This window comes from Rhizobium sp. Leaf262 (genome assembly GCF_001422245.1).
Classification (GTDB): Bacteria; Pseudomonadota; Alphaproteobacteria; order Rhizobiales; family Rhizobiaceae; genus Agrobacterium.
In genome coordinates, this window is record NZ_LMMM01000018.1 from 159,845 (window position 1) to 176,288 (window position 16,444).

General features: G+C 59.4%; 13 protein-coding genes. 6 read left to right on the plus strand and 7 right to left on the minus strand.

Annotated features, from left to right (window positions below; all coding sequences use genetic code 11):
* Positions 1-159 precede the first annotated feature (159 nt).
* From ASF29_RS18275 to ASF29_RS18295, 4 genes are all read left to right on the plus strand, one after another.
* Positions 160-1,185: a class I fructose-bisphosphate aldolase gene (locus ASF29_RS18275; RefSeq protein WP_062452082.1), complete on the plus strand. Its 1,026-nt coding sequence runs from the start codon at positions 160-162 to the stop codon at positions 1,183-1,185.
* A gap of 2,564 nt (positions 1,186-3,749) precedes the next feature.
* A complete protein-coding gene (locus tag ASF29_RS18285; protein ID WP_062452084.1) occupies positions 3,750-5,027 on the plus strand; it encodes an MFS transporter in 1,278 nt (425 codons plus the stop codon).
* The gene (locus tag ASF29_RS18290; RefSeq protein ID WP_062452085.1) at positions 5,024-5,218 is read left to right on the plus strand and encodes a DUF1192 domain-containing protein; all 195 of its coding nucleotides are present in this window, start codon (positions 5,024-5,026) and stop codon (positions 5,216-5,218) included. The genes ASF29_RS18285 and ASF29_RS18290 overlap by 4 nt, the downstream gene beginning before the upstream one ends.
* A gap of 354 nt (positions 5,219-5,572) precedes the next feature.
* On the plus strand, positions 5,573-6,088 hold the full coding sequence (locus ASF29_RS18295) for a DUF1465 family protein (protein WP_062452086.1): 516 nt from the start codon (positions 5,573-5,575) through the stop codon (positions 6,086-6,088).
* A gap of 195 nt (positions 6,089-6,283) precedes the next feature.
* On the opposite strand, the gene rpmE is transcribed toward ASF29_RS18295, so the two are convergent.
* The gene (rpmE, locus tag ASF29_RS18300) at positions 6,284-6,505 is read right to left on the minus strand and encodes a 50S ribosomal protein L31 (RefSeq protein ID WP_062452087.1); all 222 of its coding nucleotides are present in this window, start codon (positions 6,503-6,505) and stop codon (positions 6,284-6,286) included.
* A 254-nt stretch (positions 6,506-6,759) separates the two neighbouring features.
* Here rpmE and ASF29_RS18305 point away from each other — a divergent pair, with 254 nt between their 5' ends.
* A complete protein-coding gene (locus tag ASF29_RS18305; RefSeq protein ID WP_062452399.1) occupies positions 6,760-8,568 on the plus strand; it encodes an ABC transporter transmembrane domain-containing protein in 1,809 nt (602 codons plus the stop codon).
* 87 nt (positions 8,569-8,655) lie between these two features.
* On the opposite strand, the gene ASF29_RS18310 is transcribed toward ASF29_RS18305, so the two are convergent.
* Entirely contained in the window at positions 8,656-10,302 is a 1,647-nt protein-coding gene (locus tag ASF29_RS18310) for an FAD-binding dehydrogenase (protein ID WP_062452088.1), read from the minus strand.
* A gap of 164 nt (positions 10,303-10,466) precedes the next feature.
* On the opposite strand from ASF29_RS18310, the gene ASF29_RS18315 reads away from it, so the two are divergent.
* The gene (locus ASF29_RS18315) at positions 10,467-11,111 is read left to right on the plus strand and encodes a glutathione S-transferase family protein (RefSeq protein WP_062452089.1); all 645 of its coding nucleotides are present in this window, start codon (positions 10,467-10,469) and stop codon (positions 11,109-11,111) included.
* 39 nt (positions 11,112-11,150) lie between these two features.
* On the opposite strand, the gene ASF29_RS18320 is transcribed toward ASF29_RS18315, so the two are convergent.
* The 5 genes from ASF29_RS18320 to ASF29_RS18340 form a co-directional block, all read right to left on the minus strand.
* Positions 11,151-12,182, minus strand: a complete 1,032-nt coding sequence (locus ASF29_RS18320) for a peptidoglycan -binding protein (RefSeq protein ID WP_062452090.1) — start codon at positions 12,180-12,182, stop codon at positions 11,151-11,153.
* A 2-nt stretch (positions 12,183-12,184) separates the two neighbouring features.
* Positions 12,185-13,204: a hypothetical protein gene (locus ASF29_RS18325; protein WP_062452091.1), complete on the minus strand. Its 1,020-nt coding sequence runs from the start codon at positions 13,202-13,204 to the stop codon at positions 12,185-12,187.
* A gap of 334 nt (positions 13,205-13,538) precedes the next feature.
* On the minus strand, positions 13,539-14,339 hold the full coding sequence (locus ASF29_RS18330) for an inositol monophosphatase family protein (RefSeq protein WP_062452400.1): 801 nt from the start codon (positions 14,337-14,339) through the stop codon (positions 13,539-13,541).
* A gap of 143 nt (positions 14,340-14,482) precedes the next feature.
* The gene (locus ASF29_RS18335) at positions 14,483-15,679 is read right to left on the minus strand and encodes a tetratricopeptide repeat protein (RefSeq protein WP_062452092.1); all 1,197 of its coding nucleotides are present in this window, start codon (positions 15,677-15,679) and stop codon (positions 14,483-14,485) included.
* Positions 15,680-15,687: 8 nt separating this feature from the next.
* The gene (locus tag ASF29_RS18340) at positions 15,688-16,341 is read right to left on the minus strand and encodes a thiamine phosphate synthase (protein ID WP_062452401.1); all 654 of its coding nucleotides are present in this window, start codon (positions 16,339-16,341) and stop codon (positions 15,688-15,690) included.
* Positions 16,342-16,444: the final 103 nt, after the last annotated feature.

Here is a 16,444-nt window from a genome sequence, read left to right on the forward strand (position 1 = left end):
CCTCTCGCTTAAGACCATTTCGCATTTAAAAAATTTTAAAGATTTCCTAAAGTTTCAAACGATTGAAATCATTTCAATCGTTTCAATGAGTTAGCGTGCCATTTTCTCGCCTTGGAACTTCTGATACCCAAAAATCATTATGCCAAGGGAGATTGAAAAATGACTGAGCGTCTTGAAGATATCGCAGTGAAAATGGTTGCCAATGGCAAGGGTCTGCTGGCTGCCGACGAGTCCACCGGCACGATTAAGAAGCGCTTTGACAGCATTGGCCTGGAGTCGACGGAAACCAGCCGTCGCGACTACCGTGAGATGCTGTTCCGTACAGATGACGCCATGAAGGACTGCATTTCCGGCGTCATTCTTTACGAGGAAACCCTGTTCCAGAAGGCAGCCGATGGCAGGCCTTTTGTAGACATCATCAAGGCAGCGGGCAGCATTCCCGGCATCAAGGTCGACACCGGCGCAAAGCCGCAGGCTTTCTTCCCCGGCGAAACCGTCACGGAAGGCCTCGATGGTCTCGCTGACCGCCTGAAAAAATATTATGACGCCGGTGCACGTTTCGCCAAGTGGCGCGGCGTCATCAATATCGGTCAGGGTCTTCCCACATGGGGCTCGATCAAGGCCGATTCGCAGGCGCTTGCGCGCTATGCCGCTCTCTGCCAGCAGGCTGGTATCGTTCCCATCGTCGAGCCTGAGGTGCTGATGGATGGCGAACCGGGCACCCACAGCATCGACCGTTGCGCCGAAGTGACCGAATGGGTTCTGCGCACCGTCTTTACCGACCTTTACGATGCACGGATCAACCTCGAAGGCATGATCCTGAAGCCGAACATGGTCATCGATGGCAAGAACGCCCGCAAGGCCTCCGTTGATGAAGTTGCGGAAAAGACCGTCAAGGTGTTGAAGGCAACCGTCCCATCCGCCGTCCCCGGCGTCGCCTTCCTTTCCGGCGGCCAGTCCGCCGGAGAAGCAACCGCGCATCTCTCGGCCATGAACAGCGGCTACGACCTGCCTTGGGCACTGACCTTCTCCTACGGTCGCGCCCTTCAGGACACCGCTCTGAAGGCATGGGGTGGAAAGGCTGAAAACGTCGCCGCCGGCCAGCGCGCCTTCCGCCACCGCGCCGAAATGAACTCGCTTGCCGCGCTCGGCAACTGGACGCAGGAACAGGAAAAAGCCGCCTGATACTGGCAACCCCTGATACTGTGCAACCAATGACACGCAAACCGCCCGCAATCCAGTTGCGGGCGGTTTCATTTTGCGACGTCCCACTCAGTCGATGCGAGATCATGTCGCACCTTAAGCCACAGGAATGCAGGCAACCGGTCAGCTTGCCAGCGTTGTGGCGGGTATAGCACTCTCTACGAACAGAGCGTGCCGCTACCCCCCTCTGCCTTGCCAGGCATCTCCCCCACAGGTGGGGAGATCGACTCGTGGATGGCGCCCGGCCATCTCAAAGGCTGCGGATAAAGCGGGGAGCGCGAGCCCAGCCGATCTCCCTCCTTGTGGGGGAGATGGCCGGCAGGCCAGAGGGGGGTAAACCCCAAACACTGAGGTCTCCGTCGGGATCGCCCGGTCGTTTGGCGTCGGCGCAAGCGGCGAGACCCCTCACTTGCAATTTCTAACACTTAGCTGACGCTAAGATATTGAAATTGCTTTCTCTCCCACAAGGGGAGAGATGAGGCGTGTGCCGCACCCTCACTTCCGTCTTCAACGGTCATACAAAAGATTCGGCGGCGCGGCTCGTTACCTCTCCCCTTATGGGAGAGGAAGAAAAATCATGATCTTAGCTTGCTAAGTCATAGATTTTTCAGGTGAGGGGTCGCGCCTCATCCACCGACCTAAAAATCAACGCTTAAAAAACATAAGAACAAATTCAACAACTTACGCGATTTCCGCCAAAATAATCAAAAATTCCCCCCGCATCTTTCTCAATGGCCCCCAAACCGCCCGCACACTGCTCCCGTTCCGCCCTCGGATACACCGCAAGGCGTTGCGGCGAGGCGGGACCGGCGCTGGGGTTGGGAGGGTGACGCAAACCTTTCAACCTCCCGTTCCGCCCTCGGATACACCGCAAGGCGTTGCGGCGAGGCGGGACCGGCGCTGGGGTTGGGAGGGTGACGCAAACCTTTCAACCTCGGGGTCGGGCAGCGATCTCCCCGGTGGGACGGGAGAAAGGCGGCGGCGGTTTCGGACCGGCTGTCGCGGCCTTTCCAATGTCCGGACCGGCCCGGCATGTCTTTGCTGCAAAACACCGTTTCGGGTTTTGCGGTTGAGGCCATGGCGGTCCGGTTCGCCCACCACCGGGTGTACCGACAGCTCATCGTCCTCTGGTCGAACGCGACCATGGGGATTGAAGCGAAAGTCAGGCGGTACACGCCCACCACCGGGTGTACCGACAGCTCATCGTCCTCTGGTCGAACGCGACCATGGGGATTGAAGCGAAAGTCAGGCGGTACACAGGAACACGCTGCATCTGCCCCGCACCGTTGTGAAACGGCGCGGACGGATCGCGAGATCGCCACCGGCGAATGTGCCCGGTGGTGAACTTGCGGAGAACGGATCGATGGCTGCGGGCGCTTCGTCAGAATGAAGCCTCGTATCCTCGAAGGCAGATGTGGCCGAACTGGCAGGCGACGGCTTTGGCAATGAAGCCGCCGCCACCCGGAGGGTTGAGGGTTGGACCTTGAACATGTCCGACCGTTCCAACGGCAAGGCCCCCTTGCCCCCCGGGATATGCCAGCCGTGGCAAGAGGATCGCTGTTTGGCCAAAAGAGCTGAACGGGGCGCTGCGAGGTGCCATTCTTAGACTACCCAACGAGGCAACTTAAAGCGCCCCGTCCGAATACCCCATGGCCGTGAATGGCGGTGGACACTGAGAGAAGGTCATGCCACGGGCAGGTGCTGCCGCGTGAACGGCGAAGCTTTGCTGAGCGGTGGCCGGGTTTTTTGACAGGATTGGATTTGGAGTGCGTGGCTGGATGCTTCGAGGCCCCTGCGGGGCGCCTCAGCATGAGGAAGGTGGGTGTGGTGGCCGGTTGCCGCAACAAGCATTGAGCAAAGGCACAACAGAGCAACCCTCATCCTGAGGTGCGCAGGCGCAGCCGGAGCCTCGAAGGACGGGGGTTGCGGGCTTGGGGCAGAACGCGCGGCGGATGCTTCGAGGCCCCTGCGGGGCGCCTCAGCATGAGGGCGGCGGGTGTGGTGGGCGGTTGCTGCAAATGACGTTGAAAGCACGGCGCAACAGAGCAACCCTCATCCTGAGGCGCGCAGGCGCAGCCGGAGCCTCGAAGGACGGGGGTGCGGGCTCGGGGCAGGAGTGCGCGGCAGATGCTTCGAGGCTTTGCCCTTCGGCCAAAGCGCCTCAGCATGAGGGCGGTGGGTACGAGCCACCCTTCACAACAAAGATGCAGGTGCACCACAGCACCCCTCAGTGCAACCACCTAAGCCCTCACCCCGGTCACGGGCGCAAAAGTAGCACGAGCGTCCAGATCACAAACGCCGCAACGGCGATTTTCCAGCAGTCGCCGCGCCGTCTCAGGCCCGGCAGGCCGAGTGGGCGGATGAGCTGGATACACATTGCCAGCAGCAAAAAAAGGCCTATCGCCTTTGTCATACCGAAACCTTTTGGCTTTAATGGACGAGCGTCACAGGCTGGACATTTTTCATGTCCACCAAGGACAGGCAACCGATCGCCAAATCGCCGTTCCTAGATCGACACCATGAATCGCTTAGCATGAGAGTGGCTTATGAGCAGAAACCTTCTACCCGTATTCGCTCTTTTATCCAGCACCTTGTTTCTCTTTCTGGGCAATGGCCTGCAAGGTCTTCTGCTTCCGGTCAGGGGATCGGAAGAAGGCTATTCCAACGAAGTTCTCGGTTTTCTGGGCACGTCATGGGCGGCGGGCTTCGTCATCGGCTGCTTCGTGGCTCCGGCCATCGTTCGGCGTGCCGGTCACATCAGGGCCTTCGGCAGTTTCGTTGCGCTGATCTGCCTGACGGTTCTGCTCACCGGCCTTTTCATCGATGACGTCTCCTGGGTCGCGCTGCGCGCCATTACCGGTTTCTGCACCGCCGGCACGTCCATGATCATCGAGAGCTGGCTGAACGAACGCGCCACCAACGAAAGCCGCGGCGCGATCTTCTCGCTCTATATCGCCATCACGCTTTTCGGCGTGGTTGCCGGTCAGCTTGTGGTGCCCTTCGGCAATGTCAGCGGCACATCGCTCTTCATGGTCTGCGCCATTATCTACTGCGTCGCCATCATGCCCGCCATGCTGTCCAAGGCGGAAAGTCCGCAACCGCTGAAAAAGGTCAAGCTGGACCTGCCAGCGCTTTATCGCACATCGCCGGTCTCGTTTGTCGGCATCCTGCTGATCGGCATCGCCAATGGCGCCTATGGCACCTTGGGCGCGGTTTTCGGCGCACGCGCAGGACTTCACCCGACGACCATCGCCATCATGGTCAGTGTGACCATCTTCATCGGCGCGCTGGCCCAGTTTCCAGCCGGTAAACTCTCCGACCGCATCGACCGTCGGTTCGTGCTGGCGGGGCTGTCGGGCCTTGCCGCATTTGCCGGGCTCGCTGTTGCCGTGATCCAGCCGATCCATGTCTATGTGCTGATCGGCATGGTCGCTGTTTATGGCGCAGCGGCGAACGCGCTCTATCCGATAGCCGTCGCCCATGCCAACGACTTTGCCTCGTCCGAAGACTTCGTGAAAGTGTCGGGTGGGCTGCTGCTGCTTTACGGCATCGGAACCATCATCGGACCCACGCTCGGCGGTCCGATCATGACCTCATACGGCCCCTACGCCCTGTTTGCGGTGACGGCAGTTTCGCATCTTCTCATAACGGCCTATGCTATCTTCCGGTCCAGACAGCGCGCGGCGCTGCCGACCGCAGAAAAGGACAACTTCTCCACGGCGGCGGCAGCACCCATGGCCACGCCGGAAAGCGTCTCGCTCGACCCACGCGCGCCGCAGTATCCGGAGGACGAGGCCGAGCTGGTGAAAGGAGCCGGAATATGAGTGTTTTCGATGAGGACCTGCCAAAACAGCCCGCAACGACTCACGTCGTCGGCGGCGATCTCTCCCTGCTTTCCGTGGATGAGTTGACGGCCCGTATAGCGATACTGCAAACGGAGATCGAAAGACTGGAGACGGAACGGCACAAGAAGTCTGCCGGACGCAAGGCGGCGGAAAGTCTGTTTCGCAGCTAAAGGCCATGCAACGTTTTGTTAACGTTACAGGCGGGTCAGTTTTTCGTTTACCATTAACGAAAAATTAAGCTTTCTAAGCGATTACTATACATGTCCAGTTCTTCTGGACCTCAGGCAGTTTCTCCCATAGGCGAATTGGTCTGATTTTTCTCCCTGTTTTACCTTGAGAGCCGCTTTTGCGGCTCTTTTTTTGTCCCATGACAATATCGCCAAAACTGTGGGTATTAACCTTTCTTTAATAATCAGCTTGCGCATTTGAGCTATTGATATCATCCTGAAAATACAAAGGGGCCGGAACTATTAAGCCTCTATCCCGTTGCCAGTTAGTATGGTGCGTAAGCAGGATTTGGAAAAATGTCAGAACAGGTTTTGAATACCATCAGTTTTGCTGGCCGCGCTGCAGCATCCAACCAGTTCAAGACTCTCTATACAGAGGGCATGACTTTGGTGGAAGAGACAGCGACCTATCTGGATGGCTCCGGTCGTGCAGCCTCCAAGGTTTTGCCCCGCATGGCATCCGTCCTCTACGCGGCTGAATCCATGCGCCTGACTACTCGCCTCATGCAGATGGCATCCTGGCTGCTTCTTCAGCGCGCCGTCAACAATGGCGAGATGAGCCTTGATCAGGTTCTGAGCGAAAAGAACAAGGTTCGCCTAGACAACTTCAACGTCGATCGCAACGCGCCTGGCTGGAATGATCTGCCCGAGTCGTTCCGCGATCTGGTAGAGCGCTCTCTGCGCCTGCAGAACCGCGTTGCCCTGCTGGACCGCGAAATCTATCGCCCGGCAGAAGCTACAAAGGTGCCAGACAACGAAAACAGCGTTCAGGCGCAACTGAACCTGCTTCGCACCGCCTTTTCCGCGAGCTAAGCTGTTTGCAGCATAAGACTAGAAAAGCAGGCCTCGGCCTGCTTTTTTGCGTTTAGGTCAAGCTCAACTGCCTCAATGGCCGCAACGCAGATAAATCCTTAGCGCCGAGTGCCGCCCAATACCTAGGATGACATCGAGACACAAAAAAACCCCGGATCGCTCCGAGGTTTTTGTAGTCTGGATAGTCGACAAGGATTAGAGGCCGAGGCCGCCGAAACGCTTGTTGAACTTGGAAACACGACCGCCACGGTCCATCAACTGCTGGTTGCCGCCGGTCCATGCCGGATGCGACTTGGGATCGATTTCGAGGTTCATGGTCTGACCCTCGGAACCCCATGTGGAGAATGTTTCGTATTCTGTGCCATCGGTCATGACCACTTTGATCATGTGATAGTCGGGATGAATTTCAGCCTTCATGACAATCTTCCTGCTTTGGTGACATGCGGACCATTTGCCGCAATTGCGTCAACTGAGCCAATTCAATAATGAAGCTCCAGACCATTTGGCCATGGCTTCCCAATTCGATGCGGAGCCTATACATGAAGGTCGCCGAGATAACAAGTGCCTGCCGATGCCTGGCTTCACACTTGGCACACAGATGATGAGAGATGCGGATTTTACCGCAGGTGGGCGAAAAAGCCACTCGTGAACGGGCAATGCAGGAGTCGAACGTGGCAGATATTCAGGACCAGAAACCGGCGCGTCGCAAGTCGCCAAAGCCGCTGGCCAGCCTCTTTCCCTATCTGAAGCGATATCGCGGACTCGTCGCCGCCGCTCTGTTCGCGCTCGTCCTGTCTTCCGCCACCACACTGGCGCTACCGCTGGCCGTGCGCCGCATCATCGACCACGGGTTCGAAGGTGCCGATGGGGCAATGATCAACAATTACTTTGCCATGCTCATGGCCATTGCCGTGGTTCTGGCTCTGGCCAGCGCCATGCGTTACTATTTCGTCATGACGATCGGTGAGCGCGTGGTGACGGATTTGCGTCGCGACGTCTTTGCCCATTTGACATCCCTGTCGCAGGCGTTTTTCGATACCAGCCATTCCGGTGAACTGACCTCGCGGCTGACCGCCGACACGGTGCAGATACGTTCGGCCTTCGGCTCTTCCGCCTCGGTTGCGCTGCGCAACATGCTGCTCTGTCTGGGGGGCGTGGTGATGATGGTCTACACCAGCCCTCGCCTAGCCGGTCTTGCGCTCCTCGCCATCCCGCTCATCGTGTTTCCGTTGATCGCCTTTGGCCGCTCTGTTCGGTCCCGCTCCAGAACGACGCAGGATACGCTGGCCGCCTCCGCCGCCTTCGCTGCCGAAACCATTTCGGCCAGCCGCACCATCCAGTCCTTCAATGCGGAAGTGCTGGCCAACAGCCGCTATAACGATGCCGTTGAGAAAGCCTATCAGGGCGCACGCGCCGCCATCAGTGCCCGAGCCGTCCTGACAGCCGTCGCCATCAGCTTCGTGTTCGGCAGTGTCGTCGCCATTCTCTGGTACGGCGCCCATGGCGTGCTGACCGGTACGATCTCGGGCGGCACACTAAGCCAGTTCGTTCTCTATGCCGTGATCGCTGCAAGTTCGCTCGGCCAGTTGTCGGAAGTCTGGGGCGAGCTTTCGCAGGCGGGTGGCGCAGCGGAGCGTCTGTCTGAACTGCTGCACGAGCAGTCGCCTGTGGAAAATCCTCTCGCACCGGTCGCCCTTCCCGCCCCGGCCCTTGGCGAAGCCAGCTTCGAGAATGTCGCTTTCCACTATCCGCAAGGTGCGGGAAAGCCCATTCTCTCTGACCTTTCCTTCCGTGTCGCGCCGGGAGAAACCGTCGCGATCGTCGGCCCGTCCGGCGCTGGCAAGAGCACCGTGTTTTCGCTGCTGATGCGGTTTTATGATCCGCAGGTCGGTCGCATCACGGTCGATGGCGTCGACATTCGATCCGTCACACTGGAAGATCTTCGCTCGCGTCTCGCCATCGTGCCGCAGGACGTGGCGATCTTCGCATCTTCCATCCATGACAACATCGCCTTCGGCAAGCCCGACGCCACCCGTGAGGAGGTTCGTGCGGCGGCCAGTGCCGCACAGGCCGACGGTTTCATCTCCCGGCTCCATGACGGCTACGATACGGTGGTGGGTGAGCGCGGCGTCACGCTATCAGGCGGGCAGCGCCAGCGAATCGCGATCGCCCGTGCGATCTTGCGTGACGCCCCTATTCTGCTGCTTGACGAGGCGACGTCGGCGCTGGATGCCGAAAGCGAAACGCTGGTACAGAAGGCCCTGGATGAACTCATCCGCAAACGCACGACCATCGTTATTGCCCACCGGCTCGCCACCGTGCTGAAGGCCGACCGTATCCTGGTCATGGACGAGGGTCGTATCATCGAAGAAGGTACGCACCAAAGCCTGTCGCGGCAGGCGGGTCTGTACGCAAAGCTCGCCCGGCTGCAATTCGAAACGGGCAGCGAAGAGGTGGTAACACTGGTCAAGTCCAGCTAAAGCGAGCGTCGGGCCACCGGAGATTCGCAGCCACACGCGCGACATATGGGCTGGTTACCAACTTTCCGCGCATACCCATGGCAGCACTCAAGCGCCGACGCTGCGGCCCGCGACACGACCGGAAAACAGGCATCCTCCCAGAAACGTGCCCTCCAGTGCGTTGTAACCATGCATGCCGCCACCGCCGAAGCCGGAAACCTCACCCGCCGCATAGAGGCCGGCAACCGGCTGACCAGCGCTGTCCAGCACCCGCCCTTGAAGATCTGTGTGCAGGCCACCGAGCGTCTTTCTCGTCAGAATGTGCAAGCGTACGGCAATCAAAGGTCCGGCTGCGGGATCGAGGAGGCGATGCGGCTTTGCGGTTCGCATCAGCTTGTCGCCGAGATAATGCCGAGCACCCCGGATGGCCGTGATCTGCGCATCCTTGCTGAAGCGATTGTCCAGCTCCCGGTCACGCGCCTCGATCTGGGCGCGAATATGGGATGCATCCAGCCTGTTTTCGCCACTGATGCCGTTCATGGCCGCGACAAGGTCTTCGAGTGTATCACGCACGGCGAAATCCTCGCCACGCTCCATGAAAGCCTTCACCGGCCCCGGTGGCTCCTTGCCCAGACGTTTCAACAGGAGGCGAATATCCTTGCCCGTCAGATCAGGGTTCTGTTCGGAGCCGGACAGTGCAAATTCCTTCTTGATGATCGCCTTGGTCAAAATGAACCAACTGTAATCGCTATCCCTTTCCCGCAGGATTTTCAGCGTGCCAAGCGTATCGAACCCCGGCATGGCCGGCGCTGGCAGGCGATCACCGCGAGCATCGCACCAGAAGGATGAAGGCCCAGGCAGAATGCGAATGCCATGATTGGGCCAGATCGGATCGTGGTTCTTCACACCCTCGGTGTAATGCCACATGCGGTCGCGATTGATGACGGCTCCCCCGGCGGCCTCGGTAATACCGATCATACGGCCATCGACATGGGCGGGAACGCCGCACACCATGTCCCTTGGCGGCTGACCAAGGCGTTGCACCGGCCAGTTTTGCCGCACCAGCTCATGATTGCCGCCGATGCCACCGGATGTGACGACGACAGCGGATGCTTCGAACCGGAAGTCGGCGAGGACGTCTCGGCAGCTGGATGCGCCACGCGGCACCGGGTCCGAAGCCAGAACCGCGCCCGAAACGCCACCGATGACGCCGTCCACCGCCTCTAGCGCATCGACCCGATGACGAAACCTGAAACTGATCAGCCCGCGTGCGGCAAGTTCTCGAGCCTTCTTGATAAAAGGGGCCAGCACGCCGGGCCCGGTTCCCCAGGTAACATGGAAGCGCGGCACGGAGTTGCCATGACCGTGGGCATGCGCACCACCGCGCTCCGCCCAGCCGACCACCGGAAACCAGCGCATACCCAGCCCATGCAGCCAGGCACGTTTTTCACCCGACGCGAATTCGAGATAGGCCTCCGCCCAGCGGCGCGGCCAATGATCCTCGGTGCGGTCAAAGCCAGCCGAACCCAGCCAGTCCTGACGGGCGAGATCGAGACTATCGCGCACCCGCATGAAACGCTGCTCGGGACTATCGACGAAGAAAAGCCCGCCCAACGACCAGAATGCCTGCCCACCGAGGTTCTGCTCACCCTCCTGATCCAAAAGGCAGACGGCCAAGCCCCGCTCGGCAGCCTCCGTTGCTGCAACCAGACCGGCAAGCCCCGCACCGACGACGATAACGTCGAACCGTTCCATCAATCCCTCCCCGGATATTCAGCCTCTTACTCTTACGCAAAGGTCAATGGGTTGCAATGATTTTGGGTACAGGCCCAGCCTGGTTTGCAGGCAAAACATTTTTTCATTCGCCGCGCCGGGCAAAACTATTAGAATCATCTCGGGCAATTCCGGGAGGGGTCGCGATGACGATCACGATTACAGCCTTTGAAAATTCTCCTGATCGCGGCAGGGGTCTGGCCCGCGACATGCGCGTGCGCTGGGCGCTTGAAGAGGTGGGGCAACCCTATGAGGTGCGCCTTTTGTCGTTTGAAGCCATGAAGCAACCCGCGCATCTGGCGCTTCAACCCTTCGGGCAGATACCCACCTACGAAGACGGTGATCTGGCGCTGTTCGAATCCGGCGCGATCATCCTGCATATAGCACGGCGTTACCCCGGCCTATTGCCTGATGACCCGAATGCGCAGGCACGCGCCGTAACATGGATGTTTGCCGCACTTTCGACGATGGAGCAGCCGATCCTCGAGCGTGAAATGGCGTGGCTCGTCGAACGGGAGGAAAGCTGGTACGCCGCCCGACTGCCAATTCTCGAAGGACGCATCCGAAACCGCCTGAGCGCGCTTTCCCGGCGGCTGGGCGATGCGGACTGGCTTGACGGCGATTTCAGCGCGGGCGATCTCGAAATGATTTCGGTATTGCTTCGACTGAAAAGCTCGAAGCTGCTCAAGGAGTATCCGAACCTTCTCACCTATATCGAGCGTGGGGAAAACCGCCCTGCTTATCAGCGCGCTTTCGCCGCGCAACTGGCGGTCTTCCACGCCGCAACGTGAGAAGCGTCGCTGAAGCGTTTCCTTCTGAATGGACGCGCTCTAGCGCTCCGTCAGCTTCAATTCGATACGGCGGTTCTGCGACCGTGCTTCCGGCGTGTCACCCTCGGCCAGGGGTTGGTATTCACCGAAACCGGCAGCGACGAGACGGTTGGCGGGGACACCCTTGGAGATAAGGAATTTGACCACCGAAGTCGCACGGGCGGACGACAGCTCCCAATTGTCGCGGAAGCGACCCGATCCAGACAATGCAACGTTGTCGGTATGACCGTCGACGCGCAGCACCCAGTTGATTTCGGATGGGATTTCCTTGGCCAGATCGATGACGGCTGTGGCAAGTTTGGCCATCTCCGCCTGTCCTTCCGGGTTCAGGTCGTTTCCGCCGGAGGGAAACAGGACTTCGGATTGGAAAACGAAGCGGTCGCCAACGATGCGAATGTTTTCACGGTCTGACAATATCTCGCGCAGGCGTCCGAAGAAGTCCGAACGATAACGGTTGAGTTCCTGCACCCGCTGTGCAAGCGCCACGTTGAGGCGACGTCCGAGATCGGCGATCTTGACCTGCGAGGAGGCATCCTTGTTTTCAGACGCCTGCAAGGCAGCCTCGACGGAGGCGATCTGGGCGCGAAGAGCGGCAATCTGCTGGTTTAGAAGATCGATCTGTGCAGAGGCCCGCTGACCGGCCTGACGCGCATCCTCCAGCTCACCCGACAACTGACCCACACGGGCATTGGCGGCGGAACTGTTGCCAGCGCCGGAATCCAGCAGGGATTGCAACCGCGACCTTTCGCTTTCCGAAGCGGCCAGCGTGGACTGGAGATTAGCCAACGTATCTTCGATGTCCTGCTTGCTGCCTTTTTCCAGCGCCAGCAATTCGGTCAGTTCGGCGATCTGGTTGTTCAAGCGGCTCAGGACCTCATCCTTGCCGGAAATTTCCCGCGAGAGAATGAACTGCGCCAGCACGAAAACCGTGAGCAGGAACATGATGGCCATGAGCAGTGTCGAGAGAGCATCGACAAAGCCCGGCCAGTAATCGACACTGCGGTCGCGGCGGCGGTTGCGCGCAAGCGCCATGATCACTCGCTCCCGTTATCGTGGCGGACAGGCCGACCGGTGTTTTTCTGCTCGGCATCGATACGCGCCGACAACCGGTCCAGCGTGCGCCGCAACGAACGTGATTCCTCCTGCTGTGCCTCGATCCAGTCCCGCAACATTTGCTGCTCGCCACGCATGTTCTTGACGAGGCCCTGAATGCCTTCGGCAAGGCTTGTCATCGCCGCCAGCGAACGCTCCGTGCCGACAGCCCCGTAGCCGCTGACCTTGGCCTCCCCGCTCGCGTCTGTGCCCGGATCGGTGACGGATGACAGCCAGTTTTCGAGTTCGGTATAAAAGCGGTTCTGGGCGCGACCTGCCTGAAGATCGAGAAAGCCGAGGATCAGTGAACCGGACAGACCAAGAAGCGACGAAGAAAATGCCGTGCCCATGCCTGCCAGCGGCGCAGTGAGGCCAGATTTGAGCGAAGACAGGATGTCGGTACTATCGCCTGCCGTGGGGTCCAGCCCCTGAATGACGTCGCTGATGGCGCCGATGGTGCCGATCAGACCCCAGAAAGTGCCCAGCAGACCGAGAAAGACCAGCAGTCCGATCAGGTAACGCGAGGTATCTCGGGACTCATCCAGCCGCGTGGCAATGGAGTCGAGAATGGAGCGTTGCGTAACGGTGGAAAGACGAACTTCGCCGCGTTTGCCGATGACGGAATACATGGGCGAAAGCAGTTTGGGCGCGCGACCGGCCTTGTCGACCGTACCTGCCGCCTGAAAGCCGTTGAACCAGCGCACTTCCGGGCGCAGACTGATGATCTGCGTAAAGACCAGAATGATGCCGATGGCAAGCACGCCCAGGATAAACCCGTTCAGCCCCGGGTTGGTCATGAACGCCGTCTGCGCCTGCCGGAAGAGGATCGCGGCGAGAAAAGCGACGATGATAAGGAAGATCACCATCGTCCACAGGAAGGGCGTGGGGCTCGACAGCTTGTGATGATATTGTTTGGTCACCGGTTTCTCGACGCCGAGATCAAGCCGTTCCGTATCCGCCATATGCTCATTCCCTCTGGTATTGCCGCAACGTCCGCGTGAAAACCAGAAGGATTCGGCGGTCGCAATCACGGTTACGACCGGAAGCTAGTAGAAAATTACGACGAATTGAAGTGAAAAGCCGGTCACGTGACAAGCCTTTTTGCAAGGCACGGCAATTGTGAAGCCGGGACGCCTGATCTTGAGCGGAAAATGCCCGATATCCGTCACCCCGGCCTGTCGCCGAGATCCATCGTCCATGCGCCTGCGTGGAGAAAGAGCCGTTGTTGATCAACGGCTTGGCTGCGCTCACGTCCCGGATCGAATCCGGGACCGCACATAAGAGCTGTCGGCGGAATTAGCGGCCGGGAACGGGGCGGTTGACGACTTCCGTCAGCGCCCTGTGGATATATTCGTTTCCGCCCACCACGCTGCCGCTATCGAACATGTCCTGCCCGCCCTTCATGTCGCTGACGAAACCGCCCGCTTCACGGATGAGCACCAGACCGGCTGCCATGTCCCATGGGGATAGGCCGGTTTCCCAGTAACCGTCCAGACGACCGGCAGCGACATAAGCAAGATCGAGCGATGCAGCGCCAAAACGGCGCACGCCCGCCACTTCGCCCATCACATGGCGTAGCTCGACCAGAAACTTGCCGTGATCGCCACGACCCAGATGCGGAACACCGCAACTGACGACGCAGTCGGTGATCTGTCGGCGTGCAGCCACGCGGATGCGACGGTCATTCAAGAACGCGCCGCTGCCACGCTCTGCGGTATAGAGCTCATCGGTAGCAGGGTTGAAGATAACGCCTGCGACGACTTCACCATTGCGCTCCAGCGCGATGGAGACCGCAAATTGCGGGATGCCATGCAGGAAGTTCGTGGTTCCGTCCAATGGATCGACGATCCAGCGGTGAGCACCGTCGGAACCCTTTTCCTCACCGGTTTCTTCCCCCAGAAAGTCGTAGGTCGGACGCGCCTTCATCAGTTCGTCATGGACGATCTTTTCGGCTTTGAGGTCTGCCTGCGACACGAAATCGCCGGGTCCCTTGACCGAAACCTGGAGGTTCTGCACTTCACCGAAGTCACGTGACAAAGATTTTCCGGCCTTGAGAGCGGCCTGAACCATGACATTGAGAAGGGCTGAACGGGCCATGACGATGTTCCTGAAAGGTGGCTGAACCTGCTGGCCAAAATTGCTGGCAGGCACGCAGATATGGTTTCTGACGGAAAGTTTGCGGTTCAAGACCACAAAACGCGCTGGAATTCAAGGCAAAAAGCCTTCGACCCCCTCAAGCATCAGGCAGGACGGAAGCGGTTGGCTGCTTCGATGGCCTTCCGCTGCTGATCCTCCTCGATGCCCAGATAGAAATCCTCGAGGCCCGGGTCCTTCAGTCCGGCACGGCGCGACAGCACATACCATTTCGCCGCTTCCACCGGGTCGGGCTTGGTGCCGAGCGCCTGAATATAGAGATGCGCCACCTTGTTCTGGGCCACAACATTGCCACGCTGGGCTGCGCCATACAGCCAGCGAAAGCCCTCTTCCAGATTGCGCTCCCCGCCCGTACCGTTGATCAGCCATATGCCGAGATCAACCTGGGCGGTGTCGAAACCAGCCTTTGCCGAACGGGTCAGCCAGTCACGCGCTTTGGCCTTCTTGTCGGCGGGAATGTCCTTGAGATTGAAATAAATCTGCGAAACCGCATATTGCGCATCCGCAATGCCCTTTTCTGCCGATTTCTCATAAAACGGCAAGGCTGAATGGAGACCTGCGGGGCCGGGTGACTGCGATACGAGGATCTGCGCCCAGTTGAACTCGGCCTCCGCATTCCCCGCCTCCGCGGCCCGGCGCATGTAATCATCGGCCAGCGTCTTGTCGCGCTTGACGAGTTTGCCTTCCATCAACAGCAGAGCATATTTGAACATGGCCACGGAATCACCGCCCTTGGCTGCTTGCTCGTACCAGAAGGCCGCAGTCTTGTCATCGCGAGCGATGCCGAAGCCGCGCGACATCATTTCTGCGACCAGCGTCTGGGCAGTGGCATCGCCGTTCTGGGCACGGGTCAGGGCCTTGGACAGGGCCTGCACATACTCGCCACGCTGGAAATGCCCATAAGCCTCGTCGATCTTGCCGGTGAATTTCTTTTCAGGCGGCAGAGCAGGTAGTTCGGCTCCCATGCGCTGATAGACGTTGACGCCTTCCGAAGGCTGCAGGTCCTTCTGCTCGTCGGAAACCACGCGCCCCTTGCGAATCGGTTCGGCCTCGGCTTCGGACGGACGCGACAAAACGTCGGGCGTATTCTTGTTGGCAGGGCCGAAATCAGTATCTTCCTCGACGGGCGTCGCTGCGTCCGGCTTTGCCTGTTCTTCGAGACCCGGCAACAACGACGGCTCAGCGAGCTGCTGCCCCTGTGCGGACGCGGCATGCGGCAGAACCGCTAAGGCCAGAGCCAGAGCGGCGGAAGAAAGACGGAAACGAAGCAAGCGAGCGATCATCGCCTGTATCAACCGTCAAACCGTGGCGCTTTTTCGTCAAGCAGCGCATTCGCTTCTGCCACGGCCTGAGCAGGGCCGCCTGCATGGCCAAAGACCGCTTCTCGCAGGGCCACGAATTCCACACCCGTTTCGGCCACCGCAACGACGGAGGAAACATCGGAGCCGCCCATGACGACGGCAGGAATCTCGATCATCGAGGCCCACCATTCGCCAAGCGCAAGGTTCTTGGGATGCGCATCAGGCTTGATATCGCCTTCGAGCTTGCCGAAGAACATGTAGTCCGGGCTGCTTTCGCCCAGTTCCAGCGCCTTGTGACGGTCATCGGCATTGCCACCGCCGACAATCAGCTTCGGCGTGAATTTTTCCACAGCCTCCGCCAGGGCTTCAGCACCACCGGCAATATGCAGACCATCGGCCTTGGCGCGGCCCGCAACACGGCTGTCTCCCGCCAGAAGCGCAGCGGCGCCGCCATCCTGAATGATCGGCACCAGCAGTTCGGCGTGTTTCTGATACGTGCCGTCGTCCAGCGCATATTGCGGAAGTATGACCGAGGCGACGTCGCCCCCGCGCAGGGCATCCTCCACGGCTTTTGCCCGGATGGCGGCATCGTCACCCGCCGGAACGACGAGGACCAGGCGGCAGCGATCTTCAGGAGAACTCATGGTTTTTTCCATTTTCCGCAGAGAGGTCGTTTGACGCGCAATCTGCACTCGTTTTCATGTCCTACTTCCGATAAACCGGACGGGCGAAAGGATCAACCGTCCA